Annotated in this window: 14 protein-coding genes; 5 read left to right on the top strand and 9 right to left on the bottom strand. The window is 65.4% G+C overall.

The annotated features are described in order from the left end of the window. The first annotated feature begins 33 nt into the window (after positions 1 to 33). Both trxB and J0I42_RS21345 read left to right on the top strand, forming a co-directional pair. Positions 34 to 999: a thioredoxin-disulfide reductase gene (gene trxB, locus J0I42_RS21350; protein WP_291657849.1), complete on the top strand. Its 966-nt coding sequence runs from the start codon at positions 34 to 36 to the stop codon at positions 997 to 999. Between the two features lie 144 nt (positions 1,000 to 1,143). After that, complete coding sequence (locus J0I42_RS21345) at positions 1,144 to 2,034, top strand: LysR family transcriptional regulator (RefSeq protein ID WP_079591033.1); 891 nt, start codon at positions 1,144 to 1,146, stop codon at positions 2,032 to 2,034. Positions 2,035 to 2,685: 651 nt separating this feature from the next. On the opposite strand, the gene J0I42_RS21340 is transcribed toward J0I42_RS21345, so the two are convergent. The 7 genes from J0I42_RS21340 to J0I42_RS21310 all read right to left on the bottom strand — a co-directional run bounded on the left by J0I42_RS21340 (position 2,686) and on the right by J0I42_RS21310 (position 9,739). Beyond that, positions 2,686 to 3,237, bottom strand: a complete 552-nt coding sequence (locus J0I42_RS21340) for an NADPH-dependent FMN reductase (protein ID WP_291657847.1) — start codon at positions 3,235 to 3,237, stop codon at positions 2,686 to 2,688. Between the two features lie 119 nt (positions 3,238 to 3,356). Beyond that, positions 3,357 to 3,932, bottom strand: coding sequence for a methylated-DNA--[protein]-cysteine S-methyltransferase (locus J0I42_RS21335; protein WP_291657845.1), 576 nt, complete (start codon positions 3,930 to 3,932; stop codon positions 3,357 to 3,359). A gap of 91 nt (positions 3,933 to 4,023) precedes the next feature. Beyond that, on the bottom strand, positions 4,024 to 4,980 hold the full coding sequence (msrP, locus tag J0I42_RS21330; RefSeq protein ID WP_291657843.1) for a protein-methionine-sulfoxide reductase catalytic subunit MsrP: 957 nt from the start codon (positions 4,978 to 4,980) through the stop codon (positions 4,024 to 4,026). Between the two features lie 178 nt (positions 4,981 to 5,158). Continuing rightward, entirely contained in the window at positions 5,159 to 6,268 is a 1,110-nt protein-coding gene (gene leuB / locus J0I42_RS21325) for a 3-isopropylmalate dehydrogenase (protein ID WP_291657841.1), read from the bottom strand. Positions 6,269 to 6,408: 140 nt separating this feature from the next. Then, positions 6,409 to 7,998 (bottom strand): ABC transporter substrate-binding protein, encoded by a 1,590-nt coding sequence (locus J0I42_RS21320; RefSeq protein WP_291657838.1) that lies wholly within the window; start codon positions 7,996 to 7,998, stop codon positions 6,409 to 6,411. 91 nt (positions 7,999 to 8,089) lie between these two features. Further along, positions 8,090 to 8,479, bottom strand: coding sequence for a RidA family protein (locus tag J0I42_RS21315; protein ID WP_291657837.1), 390 nt, complete (start codon positions 8,477 to 8,479; stop codon positions 8,090 to 8,092). Positions 8,480 to 8,554: 75 nt separating this feature from the next. Then, positions 8,555 to 9,739, bottom strand: a complete 1,185-nt coding sequence (locus tag J0I42_RS21310) for a lytic murein transglycosylase (RefSeq protein ID WP_291657835.1) — start codon at positions 9,737 to 9,739, stop codon at positions 8,555 to 8,557. 134 nt (positions 9,740 to 9,873) lie between these two features. Between J0I42_RS21310 and J0I42_RS21305 the strand changes: the two genes are divergently transcribed. The 3 genes from J0I42_RS21305 to J0I42_RS21295 are packed head-to-tail and all read left to right on the top strand — an operon-like array spanning position 9,874 to position 10,882. Continuing rightward, positions 9,874 to 10,134, top strand: a complete 261-nt coding sequence (locus J0I42_RS21305; RefSeq protein ID WP_291657833.1) for a SemiSWEET family sugar transporter — start codon at positions 9,874 to 9,876, stop codon at positions 10,132 to 10,134. Between the two features lie 52 nt (positions 10,135 to 10,186). Beyond that, positions 10,187 to 10,543, top strand: coding sequence for a DMT family protein (locus tag J0I42_RS21300; protein WP_291657832.1), 357 nt, complete (start codon positions 10,187 to 10,189; stop codon positions 10,541 to 10,543). Between the two features lie 36 nt (positions 10,544 to 10,579). Then, on the top strand, positions 10,580 to 10,882 hold the full coding sequence (locus J0I42_RS21295) for a hypothetical protein (protein ID WP_291657831.1): 303 nt from the start codon (positions 10,580 to 10,582) through the stop codon (positions 10,880 to 10,882). Positions 10,883 to 10,889: 7 nt separating this feature from the next. On the opposite strand, the gene J0I42_RS21290 is transcribed toward J0I42_RS21295, so the two are convergent. Then, complete coding sequence (locus J0I42_RS21290; RefSeq protein ID WP_291657829.1) at positions 10,890 to 12,014, bottom strand: PQQ-dependent sugar dehydrogenase; 1,125 nt, start codon at positions 12,012 to 12,014, stop codon at positions 10,890 to 10,892. A gap of 101 nt (positions 12,015 to 12,115) precedes the next feature. After that, complete coding sequence (locus tag J0I42_RS21285) at positions 12,116 to 13,036, bottom strand: phosphatase PAP2 family protein (protein WP_291657827.1); 921 nt, start codon at positions 13,034 to 13,036, stop codon at positions 12,116 to 12,118. Positions 13,037 to 13,256 lie beyond the last annotated feature (220 nt).

Raw genomic sequence — 13,256 nt, 5'->3', positions numbered from 1 at the left:
GCGGCTCGCGCCCGCAGGAGAGGAACTGAGACGATGGCCCATACCCATGCCCGCGTCATGATCATCGGCTCCGGCCCGGCCGGCTACTCCGCCGCGATCTACGCCGCCCGTGCCATGATGGAACCGGTGCTGGTCTCCGGCATGCAGGCCGGCGGCCAGTTGATGATCACCACCGATGTCGAGAACTACCCCGGCTTCGCCGACGTCATCCAGGGCCCTTGGCTGATGGAGCAGATGCGCGCCCAGGCCGAACACATGGGTACCCGCATGGTCTCCGACCATATCGCCCGCGTCGACCTCTCGCAGCGCCCCTTCCGGCTCTGGGGCGATGGCGGCGAGACCTATTCCTGCGACGCGCTGATCGTCGCGACCGGCGCTCAGGCCAAGTGGCTTGGCCTGCCCTCCGAGCAGGCCTTCCAGGGCTTCGGCGTCTCGGCCTGCGCGACCTGCGACGGCTTCTTCTTCCGCAACAAGGAGGTCGCGGTCGTCGGCGGCGGCAACACCGCGGTGGAGGAAGCGCTGTACCTCGCCAATCTCGCCAGCAAGGTCACCCTGGTCCATCGCCGCGATACCTTGCGCGCCGAGCGCGTGATGCAGGAGCGCCTGTTCAAGCACCCGAAGATCGAAGTGGTCTGGGATAGCGAGGTCGCCGAGATCTGCGGCGGCACCACCCCGCCCAGCGTCACACACCTGCGCCTGAAGAACCTCAAGACCGGCGCGGAGAGCGAATTGAAGGCGGACGGCGTCTTCATCGCGATCGGCCATAAGCCGGCGACGGAGCTTTTCGCCGGCCAGCTCGCCATGAACGAATCCGGCTATCTTGACGTCGAGGCCGGCACGACCCGGACGAATGTACCTGGCGTCTTCGCCGCGGGCGACGTCACCGACGAGCACTACCGCCAGGCAGTGACCGCAGCAGGCATGGGCTGCATGGCGGCACTGGACGCCGAGCGCTGGCTCGCCGCCAGCGCCTCGGACCGCCGCGAAGCCGCGGAATGAAGCCCTCGGCGCAACCCATCACGGACTCTGATGGGTTGCGTCACCAGATTCAGTGCGAATAACAGGGTCTGCCTGCCATACAGGCGTTGACGAACAACGCCTTTATCCTCCATCATGCAAAAAACGCATAACGGGGGAAGCGCGGTGGATTGGGACCGCATTAGAATCTTTTATACGGTCGCAGAGTCAGGCAGCTTCACGAAAGCTGGCGATGTTCTGGGCTTGAGTCAATCGGCCGTCAGCCGCCAGATCGGCGCGCTGGAGCGGGAGCTGCGCGCACCGCTGTTCCACCGCCATACGCGCGGCCTGATCCTCACCGAGCAGGGCGAATTGCTTTGGCGCGCCGCCCGCGAGATGACTCAGCGGCTGGAACGCACGCGCTCGCAGCTCTCCGAGACGCGTGAGCATCCTTCCGGCGAGCTCAAGGTCACCGCGACCCGCGGTCTCGGCGGCCATTGGCTGACGCCGCGCCTCTCGGAGTTCATGGACCTCTATCCCGACATCCGGGTCGAACTCATCCTCACCGACGAGGAACTCGACCTGTCGATGCGCGAAGCCGATATCGCCATTCGCCTGCGCCAGCCGCAGCAGCCGGACCTGATCCAGCGCAAGCTCTTCACCGTGCACTTCCACGTCTACGCCTCGCCGGCCTATGTGAAGCGCTTCGGCGAGCCCAAGAGCTACGACGATCTCGACAACCACCGCATCCTCTCCTTCGGCGGCACCTCGCCCTCTTACCTGACGGCAGTGCATTGGCTCGGCACCATGGGGCGGGACCAGCGCAACCCGCGGCCGATTCATCTGACGGTCAACAACATCACCGCGATGAAGCGCGCGGTCGATTCGGGCGCCGGCATCGCCGTGCTGCCGGACTACCTGATCGAGACCGGCTCCCCGCTCGTGCAGTTGATGCGCGAGACCGAGATGCCGCAGCTCGAAAGCTATCTGGTCTACCCCGAGGAGATGAAGTCGGTCGCCCGCGTCCAGGTCTTCCGCGACTTCCTCATCCAGAAAGCCCAGCGCTGGACCTATTGATTACGCCTTGGGGGCAAAGGGGAATCGGGCGCCGCAAGGCGCCCTTTTCGATTCTGGCGGTTTTGTGACCAATCCAGCATCTCGCATGCGCCAAAATCGGACTGTTCGCCTGAAAACTGTTCAGTAGCGGACAAAAGCCCGATTTCTGCAGGCCCTGCAACCTTCCCGCGCAGCCTCCACCCTGCAGCGAATGCATATTTCTCAATCATTTAGGCTCAAATTCGCACCATATGCCCCTTGTTCATGCAACCACTGCATGGCGGACCCAAGATATGTTGCATTGCAAAATGGCAGGCCATGGCCGATATTGAACTCACGGTTGTTCGAGACGGGCTCCGCAATCTCCTCCCGGCGTTGAGTTCGTTTCAGCCGTTCCCCTCTGAGATGTTTGGCGTTTTGCCAGATGTTTCAAACTTTCAAAGCCGGCTCCCCTCGGGGACGCCGGCTCTTTTTTTGCCCGGATGCGGCTGCTTTCGATCCCCCCGCTCCTCCCACGGCATCACAGCCTCTTCCGGCCCGACCATCGGCACCGTTTCGTTGCCTCTTTTCCGGGAACGAAAGCACAGCCTCGCGAGCTGCCCGCCCGCCCAGAAACGGAAAAGGCGCCGCCCGAAGACGACGCCTTTCGTATGTTTTGCCAGATGACTCCGATCAGGCTGCGAGCTTGCCGGCGATCTTCGCGAGATTGTCGAGGAAACCCTGCAGGAAACCGCGCGTGCCCTCGTTGGTGACGTTGTGCTGGGCGTCGATCAGATCGTCCTTGAAGGTGATGAAGACCTGGCTGCCGACGACGACGCCGGCGAGATTCGTCAGGATCATCCGCAATTCGTTCTGGGAGACGGCGGTGCCGACGCCACCGCCGCTGGTGCCCGTGACGGCTACGGTCTTGCCGGCCCAGGAATTCTTGCCATAGGGGCGCGAGGCCCAGTCGATGGCGTTCTTGAGCACGGCGGGAATCGAGCGGTTATGCTCGGGCGTGACGATCAGGATAGCGTCGGCAGCCTCGATCTCCCGCTTCAGGCGGAGCGTCGACTCGGGCCGGTTCGGCTCCAGGTCCTGGTTGAACATCGGCAGATCGTCGATCTGGACGAAGGTGGCATCGAAGGCGCCCTCACCCAGCTTCGCCAGCGCCTGAGCCAGCTTGCGGTTGATCGATTCGCGGCGGTTGCTGCCCACGATGACTGCGAGCTTCAATTTGGCCATGATAGTTCCCGGTGAGGATGGAAAGGCCGTGAGAGTAGAGGCCACGCCTCACCCCGCGCAAGCCGCCGCTCTGCAAGGACGACATTGCGCGATTTCAAGCTGCGATCTGTTGAGTGCCCTTAATGCCGCCCCGGCCGCGCCGCCAACGGCAGCGCGTCGAACAAGCCGGGCTCGGCGCTGGTGCGCGCCTTCTCGATGGTCAGGATGCGGAGCTTGATCTCGACGCCGCCCTCGGCCGAGAAGCCTCCGGTCTTGCCGCCAGCCGCCAGGACGCGATGGCAGGGCACGATGATCGGCCAGGGATTCTGGCCGAGCGCGACGCCGACGGCCCGCGCCGCGCCGGGCTCACCGATGCGCTGCGCGACTTCTCCATAGGTCAGCGTCTCGCCGTGCGGAATGGCGAGCGCAACCTCATAGACCTTGCGGTTGAACGCGGACACGCTGTCCAGCGCCACAGGCAGATACGACAGGTCGCGCTTCTCGCCGTCGAACAGCGCGCGGATGCCGGCCACGGCTTCCGCAACGAAGCCCTCGGCTTCCGTCTCGTCAGCCTCGGGGAACCGCCGCTCCAGGCGCTTGCGGGCCGCCGCCTCGTCGCGCTCCGGCAGTTGCGCGCCGATGAAGCACCCGTCTTCCCAGACCAGCGCGCAGGCGCCGATCGTGGTCTCGAACAGATGGAAATGCTGGTTGGCCATGCTCGACCCGTGTCGTTCCGGCTAGGGATGACATGAGGTCTATCACGGCGATGGCAGGAGACGGCACCCGAAACCTGCCGACGCTCGCGCCTCACATGAAGAGCTTCTCGCTCTCCAGCCCCTTGTAGAGCCCCGCGACCTGCTCGCCATAGCCGTTATAGATCTGGGTCGGGCGCCGGTCGCGCGAGCCCAGCACCTGCTCGCTCGCCTGGCTCCAGCGGGGATGCGGCACGGCCGGGTTCACATTGGCCCAGAAGCCGTATTCCGAGGCCTGCAGGCCTTCCCAGAAGGTCTTCGGGCGCTCGGCGACGAAGCTGATCTTGCGGATCGATTTGACCGACTTGAAACCGTATTTCCACGGGGTGATCAGGCGGATCGGCGCGCCATGCTGCGTCGGCAGCGGCTTGCCGTAAATCCCGGTGACGAGCAGCGGCAATTCGTTCGTCGCCTCGGCGATGGTCAGCCCTTCCGTATAGGGCCACGGATACCAGCGCTGGTTCTGCCCCGGCGCGACGCGCGGGTTCATGAAGGTCTCGAAACGGATATATTTCGCGCCCGAAAGCGGCTTGGCCAGTGCGACGAAGGAGGCGAGCGGAATGCCGGTCCACGGCACGGCCATCGCCCAGGCCTCGACGCAGCGGAAGCGGTAGAGCCGCTCCTCGATCGGCAGCTTGCGGACGAGATCGTCGAAACCGATCTCGAAGGGCTTTTCGACGAGACCGTCGACCTGGATGTTCCAGGGCCGCACGGCGAGGCGCTTCGAGGCGTCGACGATGTCCTTCGACATGCCGAATTCGTAGAAATTATTGTAGTTCGCCGCGTCGTCTTCCTTCGTCAGCGCCACGTCCAACTTGTAGGCTTCGTTGCGCTTGGCCGGGTAGAGGTCGAGCGTCGGATCGGCCCCTTCGGCCATCGCGCGGCCCGACATTGCGGCACCTGCGATCGCCCCGGCGCCGGCTGCCATGAACTGGCGGCGATTGAGGAACACGCTCTCGGGCGTGGCCTGACTTTCCGGCATGTCCCAGCCGGCACGGCGCTTGATCAGCATGACGGACATACTCCGTTTTCGTCGCGGCGGACTTAGGCCACGAAAGCGGAGTCACGGCAATTCACGAGGGTGAGAGGTTCCCCGCGGCCGTCACGGTCGGGCCGGACCCGACCATTTCCGGACGAATTCGACTGGTTCCCGTCATGGCCGGGTCAAGCCCGGCCATGACGGTTGATGATCAGCCCCGCGCTTCCAGTGCCTTGATGATCGCCGTACCCATCTCGCTGGTCGAGACGGCATTGGCACCGGGCGCCGCGATGTCCTTGGTGCGGGTGCCGGAGCCCAGCACGTCGGAAATCGCGCCTTCGAGACGGTCCGCCGCCTCGCCCGCGCCGAACGAATAGCGCAGCGCCATGGCGAAGGAACCGATCATCGCGATCGGGTTGGCGAGGCCCTTGCCGGCAATGTCCGGGGCCGAGCCATGGACGGGCTCGTAGAGAGCCTTGCGCTTGCCGGTAGCCGGATCCTCGGCGCCGAGCGAGGCCGAGGGCAGCATGCCGAGCGAACCGGTCAACATCGCCGCGACGTCCGACAGGATGTCGCCGAACAGGTTGTCGCAGACGATGACGTCATACTGCTTCGGCCAGCGCACGAGCTGCATGGCGCAGTTGTCGGCGAGTACGTGCTCGAGCTCGACATCCTTGTACTCGGCCGCATGCAGCGCGGTGACCGTCTGCTTCCAGAGCACGCCGGTCTTCATGACGTTGTGCTTCTCGGCCGAGGAGACCTTGTTGCGGCGGGTGCGCGCGAGCTCGAAGGCAACGCGGCAGATGCGCTCGATCTCCGGCGTCGTGTAGAGCTGCGTGTCGACGCCGCGCTTGGAGCCGTCCTCCAGCGTGACGATCTCCTTCGGCTCGCCGAAATAGACGCCGCCGGTGAGTTCGCGCACGATCAGGATGTCGAGGCCTTCGACGACCTCCGGCTTGAGCGAGGAGGCTGAGGCCAGCGCCGGATAACAGATCGCCGGACGCAGATTGGCGAACAGGCCGAGATCCTTGCGCAGGCGCAGCAAGCCGGCTTCCGGGCGATGCTGGTAGGGCACATCAGCCCATTTCGGGCCGCCGACCGCGCCGAACAGCACGGCGTCGGCGTCCTGCGCCAGCTTCATGTCGCCTTCCGAGATCGCCTGCTTGTGGGCGTCATAGGCCGCACCGCCGACGAGACCCTTCTCGATCTCGAAGGAGCCGAGGCCCTGCTTGCCGAACCAGGAGACGATCTGCTCGACCTGACCCATCACCTCGGGGCCGATGCCGTCGCCGGGGAGCAGCAGGAGCTTGTGGGTCGCCATGGTCGTCGCCTCGCGCTTGATCGTGAACCGAACCGGTTACCGGTCTTGGCCGGTGATTACGGGCGGAACCGTAACGACGCAAGCGGCAGGCGCGCGAAGCCGGCGCATGGCAGGCCATGCGCCGGCGCGGTGAGCGCTGCTCAGGCCTTCTTCTCCATGTTCCAGAAGAACTGCGCCGGCGCGAGAACCATGCCGGTCAGGCTCTTGCGGAACGCCATCGGCTGCTGGACCAGGCCACAAGGGACATAGGGAACGACCTCGAAGCCGCGCTCCTCGATCTGCGCCGCGATCTCCTTCTGCTTCGCCTCCTCCGGCGTCGCGATCCAGGCGTCCCGGAGTTCTTCGATCCTCCCATCCTCGGGCCAGCCGAACCACGCGGAGCCGCCATTGGCCCGCATCAGCGGATGCAGAGCCGGATTGAGCGTGTCGGCGCAGGACCACAGCGTATGGAACACCGACCAGCCGCCCTGGTCCGGCAGGCCGCGGTTGGAACGGCGCCCGATGAAGCTCGCCCAGTCGGTCGCGACCAACTCCGAGTTGATGCCCAGCTTCTTGAACACATCCTCGGTGATCATGCACTGCTGATAGGCGATCGGCTGGTCGGCCGGCGCGAGCAGGACGACCTTCTCGCCCTTGTAACCGGCCTCCTTGAGCATGGCCTTGGCCTTCTCGAGATTGCCCGGCATGGCCGCCGCCCCGCCCGCCCCCGACGACATCGGCGAACCAGGGGTGAAGAAGGTCTTGGCCGGACTGTAGAACGCCTTGTCGCCGACGACGGCCTCCATGTAGTCGGTATGGTTGACGGCGGCCATCACGGCCCGGCGGATCGCCGGATTGTTGAAGGGCGGCTGCATCTGGTTGAAGCGCATCAGCAGGAACAGGCCGAGCGGCACGTTCTCGATGACGACGTCCTTGTTGCCCTTCAGCATCGGGATCAGGTCGACGGGCGGCTGCTCGTACCAGTCGAGTTCTCCCTGCATCAGGGCGCCGGCCGCGGCCGCGGCCTCGGTCAGGGCCAGCCACTCGATGCGGTCGATCCGCGCGACCTTGCCGCCAGCGGCCCAGGACGGCGCCTCCTCGCGCGGCTTGTACTTGGCGAAGCGCTCGTAGATCGCGTTCTGGCCGGGCACCCACTGCTTGTCCATGAAGCGCCACGGGCCGGAGCCGACCGCCTCCGTGATGTTCTTCATGTGGTCGGTCTGCGCGACACGCTCCGGCATGATGAAGGGCACGTTGGATGAGAGCTTGCCGAGCGCGGCCGTCATCATCGGGAACGGCTTCTTCAGGCGGATGCGGAAGCTGCGCTGGTCGACGGCGTCGTAGCCCTCGACGAAGGTGGCGAAGGTCTGGCCGAAGGCGTCGCGCTTCGACCAGCGGGCGATCGATGCGATGCAGTCCTGCGCGCGGACCGGCGCATCGTCATGGAAGGCGAGGCCATCGCGGAGGCGGAAGGTCCAGCTCAGCCCGTCGGGCGCGGTCTCCCAGGCCTCGACCATCTGCGGCTTGATCTGAAAATTCGCGTCTGTGGCAAAAAGCGTGTCGTAGACCAGATAGCCGTGATTGCGGATGACGTAGCTGGTGGCCGTGATCGGATCGAGCGAAGGCAGCGGCGTCGAGGGGTTGAAGCGCAGCGTCGCCGCCGCCCCCTGCGAAAAGGCCCGGTTGCCCATGAAGGCTGTCGCGGCAAGCGCGCCAGCTCCTTTGAGGACCGTGCGACGGCGAATCGACATGGCAGATCTCCCTCATTTTTAGGCGGGTGCCCCAAGGGCACCGCCAGATAAGGGATATACCAAATGTCGGCAGTCTGTCGACAACTTGCCGTCAGGCTCGTCCGATACGCGCGGTGACCTCGATCTCCACTTTCATCTCGGGCTTCAGCATCCCCGACACGACGTAGATGGCAGCCGCCGGCCTGATCTCGCTGAAGAACTCGCCGCAGACAGCCAGAACCGGTTCGCAATAGCTGCGGTCGGTGACGAAATATTGCGCCCGGGCCACCTGCGCGAGAGAGGAGCCGGCCTCCTCCAGCACGGCGCTGATCGTGCGGAAGATATTGCGCGCCTGCTCCGCGGCATCCTCCGGCAGCGTCATCGTGGCATAGTCGTAGCCGGTCGTGCCGGAGACGAAGACGAGATCGCCGTCGATCACCGCGCGCGAATAGCCGAAGCTGCGCTCGAAGGGCGAGCCGGTGGAAATCAGGCGGCGGTTCATGGCGTCTCCGAAGGCTGGTTGCGGCAGGAACGCTTTCCTCAAGCCCTCCCGCGACGCCACCCGTTTTCTGCGTGATCAGACCCGCCCGCCCTTGAGCGCGCGCAGAACCTTCTCGCCCGGCCGCCCGGTCTGGGGCATGCCGATCCTGGCCTCGATCTCCTTGATCGCGGCGCGCGTCAGCGAACCGACGGCGCCGTCCGGCTCTCCGACATTGTAGCCGCGCTGGATCAGCAGGCGCTGCAGTTCGCGGCGCTGCTCGCGGGAGAGCGGCAGGTCGTCGGTCGGCCAGTCGCCCTGCACGCCCGGCCGGCCGCGGAGGCGATCGGACAGGAGAGAGATGGCGAGCGCATAGGAATCCGCGCCATTGTAGCTGTAGGCCGCATCGTAGTTCTTGAAGACGAGGAAAGCCGGGCCGTTGCGGCCTGCCGGCATCAGCAGACCGGCATTGCCCGAGCCCGTCAGCGCCGAGCCGTCGTATTTGACGATGCCGCGCGACGCCCAGCTCGATACCGGATGCTTGGGGTTGCGCCCGGTCGGGCCGGAATAGCCCGAAGGCACCCGGACTTCGTAGCCCCACGTCGCGCCGGTGACCCAGCCGGCCTTGTCCATGAAATTCGCGGTGGAATGCAGGGCATCGGGGATCGAATCGACGAGATCCCGCCGCCCGTCGCCGTCACCGTCGACGCCAAGCCTGAGATAGGTCGAGGGAATGAACTGGGTATGGCCGAACGCACCGGCCCAGGAACCGAACAGCCGCTCGGGTCGGACGTCGCCACGCTGGATGATCTGCAGCGTGGCGATCAGTTCGCCCTTGAAGAAGGCATTGCGGCGCGGCGCCAGACAGGCGCCTGTCGCAAGCGACTGCACCAACGGCCATTTGCCCCGCGCCTTGCCGAAATCGCTCTCCACACCCCAAACCGCAGCGATGGTGTGGCGGTCGACGCCGAAGCGCCGCTCGGCCGCGGCGAAGACGGAAGCGTACTGGCGCAGCATCGAACGGCCTTCCGCCACCTTCTCCTCGTCGACCAGCGTGCCGAGATAGTCCCAGATCGGGGTCTTGAACTCCGGCTGGTTGTTCATGGCTTCGATGATTTTCATATCCGGCTCGACGCCGGCCATGGCGCGATCGAAGGTCGCGCCCGAAACGCCCTTGGCGGCAGCGGCCGATTTCAGCCCGGCAAGGCAGGATTGGAAACCGCTCTGCGCCGGGGCGGCGGAAGCGAGAAGGATGAGTGGCAAGGCCAGTGTGATTGCGCGCATGGTCTCCACCGAATCGCAGAATTCACGCAAAACTAGGGCGCTGTGGTTAAGGGAGGTTAACCATCGAGATTCGCGGCACGAGGCGGCGAAACCGGCTATGGGGAAGCCAGCATCCCCGTCACGATTCGTCCGCCATGTCGCCAGCCGCCATCGAACTCCTCGGCTTCGCCGCCGCCACGCTGACCAGCCTGTGCTGGTTGCCGCAGGCCTGGCGAACCATTCGCACCCGAGACACCCGCGCGATCTCGCTGTGGACGCAAGGATTGTTCGCCGCGGGCACCGCGCTGTGGCTCAGCTACGGGGTCCAGATCCTGTCATGGCCAGTCATCGCGGCCAATGCGCTGACCCTGCTGCTGGTCCTCGCCATCATCGCCATGAAGCTGCGCTTCGGCTGAACGCCGGAACGCGCCGATACCTGTCCCCGTCGTCGCGAAGAAAGCCTCCGGCATGCCCTCGCTATCCCTGGCCCATCTCCTGCCGATCGCGATGCTGTTCGGCTCGAACATCTTCATGACCTTCGCCTGGTACGGACATCTCAGCTACAAGAGCACCGCGATCTGGCTCGCCATCCTCGCGAGCTGGATGATCGCCTTGCCGGAATACATGCTGGCCGTCCCCGCCAACCGCATCGGCTCCGCCGTCTATTCAGCCGCTGAGCTGAAGACGATGCAGGAGGTGATCACGCTCACCGTCTTCGCCGGTTTCTCGGTATTCTGGCTGAAGGAATCGCTGACCTGGAGCCATGCGGTCGGCTTCGCCCTGATCGCGGCCGGCGCCTTCTTCATCTTCCACGCCAAGGCCTGAGCCCCGCTTCCGAAATCTTCGACAGGACTGACTGCCTTGCAAAAGACGGCACTGATTCTCTGCGGCCTCGTACTCTTCTCCACGGCAGCCCTGGCCGGCCCGACCTGCAGTCCGAGCGACGACAATGCACGCATCCTCTCCGGCCCCTCGGCGGATACGCCCCATCGCAACTGGCAGAACGGCAAGCGCGTCGGCTACGGCTGGTCGCTCCAGGTCGAGCGCAGCGCCCACGACGCAGCAGGCACCGAATACTATGTCGGCGACCTCTACGATCCCAATGGCAGCCTCGCCACGCGCAAGGTCTTCGTCATCGAGCGGGAATGGGACTGCGGTCCCTGATCGGCGTCTAGCGGGCCGGCCGGACCCGCAGCACCTTCCCGTCCGCATCGTCGCTGAGCAGGTAGATCAGGCCGTCCGGCCCCTGCACGACGTCGCGGATGCGTGCGCCGATATCGGTGAGCAGGCGCTCCTCGCCCGTCACCTTCTCGCCCTGCGTCGAGAGCCTGACCAGCATCTGCCCGGCCAGCGCCCCGACGAAGAGCGAATTCTTCCAGGCCGGCCAGGCCGAACCCGTGTAGAAGGCCGCGCCCGACGGCGCGATCGACGGGTCCCAGTAGAACAGCGGCTGCTCCATGCCGGGCTTGGCCGTGCCCTCGCCGATCTTCGCGCCGGAATAGTCGACGCCATAGGTGATCACGGGCCAGCCATAGTTCAACCCGGCCTTGGGCGTGTTGATCTCGTCGCCGCCGCGCGCGCCGTGCTCCGCAGTCCAGATCTGTCCGGTATCGGGATGCAGCGCCGCGCCCTGCACATTGCGATGGCCGATCGACCAGATCTCGGGCGCCCAGCCGTCCTTCTTGGGGTTGTCCGCCGGCGTCGAGCCGTCCGGCCGGATGCGGATGAGCTTGCCGAGATGATTGGCCGGGTTCTGCGCCTGGTCGCGCTGGCTGTAGCGATCGCCCACCGTGACGAAGAGTGCCCCGGTTCGGTCGAAGACGAGGCGAGAGCCGAAATGCAGATTGGAATTGATCGCCGGCATCTGGCGGAAGATCACCTCGACGGCCGTCAGGGCCGTGCCCTGCTCGTTCAGGCGCCCGCGCGCGACGCTCGTGCCGTTGCCGCCGGAGCGCGGCTCCGCGAAGGAGAGATAGACCAGCCGGTTCTGCGCGAAGGCCGGATCGAGCGCGATGCCCAGCAAACCGCCCTGCCCGCGCGCCATCACGCCGGGCACCCCGTTGATCGGCCGCGAGAGCTTGCCATCGGCCTCGACTAACCGGAGCCGCCCCGGCCGCTCGGTGACCAGCATGCGTCCATCCGGCAGGAACGCGAGACCCCAGGGGTTTTCCAGCCCGCTGGCGACGGTCTCGACGGAAAGCCCGCCGGCACTGGAGGGATAGAGCTTCTGGGCAACCGCGGGCAACGCCGGCATGATGATGGCCAGGAGTGCAGCGGAGAAGGCCAGTAAGCGCATCGGAGATCCTTGAAGCAGCGTGGCCCCTTCAAGATAGGAACGCCAGGAGGCCCCGCCAGCCCGCACATCGACGAAAACGACGATTGACCCGGTAATCGTCTTCACGAAGCTGCAGGCACTCCGGCCGGGACACGCCCTCCATCACGTTGCGCGCTCGCGACCGGCAAGAGCAGGCGGTGTGCGCAGACATGGCAGGCTGCCGCGATCGCCAGTCCACCCAGGACGTCAGTGAAATAGTGCCCACCATCGATCGGCGTGGCGACGATCATCAGGACGTTGACGACGAAAAGCGGCCAGCGCAGCCAGCGATTGGACCATGCCCCCAGCAGCGCGAGCAGCCCCAGCGCCGCATGATAGGATGGAAAGGTGATGATGCCGTGTGCCTTCATGAGGTCGAGATGCAGCGGTTGGCCGGCATGGGCGGCGAGCAGGTCCGGCAGATGGATGAAGGCAGCAGCGGGCTTGAGTTGCGGATACTCGGCAAGGTCGACCCTGTAATGGGCGAAAGTCGAGAGCGCCGGCAGCAGGCCCGAGATCGAGATGGTGACGACACCGGCCAGGATCATGGCGAGGACGGTCACTCGTGCCGCTCGCCCCTGCCCCATGAAAGGCAGAACGACCAGCAGCAACAGAATCTGCGGCATGAAGCTCGCATAGGTGAAGCTCAGGATGCGGGCGAACCAGGCATGGCCATCCAGCCATCGCAGAAAGGCGAGCCAATCCAGCCCCATCGCGCGATCGGCAGCGTCGAGGACGGAATCCTGCATCGGCAGGCCCGGCGTCACCACAAGATAGGAGAACAACGCGCTGAGCACCATGAACGCAGTCATCTGCCCGACGAGATCCAACGCATCGGCCAGCCGCGGTTCCCGCCGCCGAACACGATAAAAGGCGGCCAGTCCCGCCAGGCCCGCACCGACTGCGAGCGGACCGATCAGCGACCACGGGGCGACGGAAATCGCCGTCTGCGACATCCAGGCGAGATCGGCCAGCAGCAAGGCCCCGATGACGGTCCAGGCCAAACGATTCGATCGTTGCGCCACACTCACTGAGGACCTCGCCATCTGACCGCGCCGGAGCATGCACGGCACCGTGCACGACAGCCTTTAAGGCGAGGTCAAGGTGATTGGTTAAAGTCCCGCAAGCCGATCGCGAACTGCGTCGATCAACCGCTTTCGTCGAACGAGGGATGCTTCCGCAAGCTGCGAGATCATCGACGCATCCCTCGACACGGCCGCTTAC

It is taken from the genome of Allobosea sp., from assembly GCF_017308015.1.
Classification (GTDB): domain Bacteria; phylum Pseudomonadota; class Alphaproteobacteria; order Rhizobiales; family Beijerinckiaceae; genus Allobosea.
Note: the sequence above shows the minus strand (reverse complement) of the source record. Positions and strands in the feature narration are given on the sequence as shown.

What these genes read in the sequence shown, in the direction of transcription:
- trxB (WP_291657849.1), top strand. Translation starts at nt 34, where the DNA reads ATGGCCCATACCCATGCCCGCGTCATGATCATCGGCTCCGGCCCGGCC.
- J0I42_RS21340 (WP_291657847.1), bottom strand. Translation starts at nt 3,237, where the DNA reads ATGGCCAAATTGAAGCTCGCAGTCATCGTGGGCAGCAACCGCCGCGAA.
- J0I42_RS21335 (WP_291657845.1), bottom strand. Translation starts at nt 3,932, where the DNA reads ATGGCCAACCAGCATTTCCATCTGTTCGAGACCACGATCGGCGCCTGC.
- msrP (WP_291657843.1), bottom strand. Translation starts at nt 4,980, where the DNA reads ATGCTGATCAAGCGCCGTGCCGGCTGGGACATGCCGGAAAGTCAGGCC.
- leuB (WP_291657841.1), bottom strand. Translation starts at nt 6,268, where the DNA reads ATGGCGACCCACAAGCTCCTGCTGCTCCCCGGCGACGGCATCGGCCCC.
- J0I42_RS21320 (WP_291657838.1), bottom strand. Translation starts at nt 7,998, where the DNA reads ATGTCGATTCGCCGTCGCACGGTCCTCAAAGGAGCTGGCGCGCTTGCC.
- J0I42_RS21315 (WP_291657837.1), bottom strand. Translation starts at nt 8,479, where the DNA reads ATGAACCGCCGCCTGATTTCCACCGGCTCGCCCTTCGAGCGCAGCTTC.
- J0I42_RS21310 (WP_291657835.1), bottom strand. Translation starts at nt 9,739, where the DNA reads ATGCGCGCAATCACACTGGCCTTGCCACTCATCCTTCTCGCTTCCGCC.
- J0I42_RS21305 (WP_291657833.1), top strand. Translation starts at nt 9,874, where the DNA reads ATGTCGCCAGCCGCCATCGAACTCCTCGGCTTCGCCGCCGCCACGCTG.
- J0I42_RS21300 (WP_291657832.1), top strand. Translation starts at nt 10,187, where the DNA reads ATGCCCTCGCTATCCCTGGCCCATCTCCTGCCGATCGCGATGCTGTTC.
- J0I42_RS21290 (WP_291657829.1), bottom strand. Translation starts at nt 12,014, where the DNA reads ATGCGCTTACTGGCCTTCTCCGCTGCACTCCTGGCCATCATCATGCCG.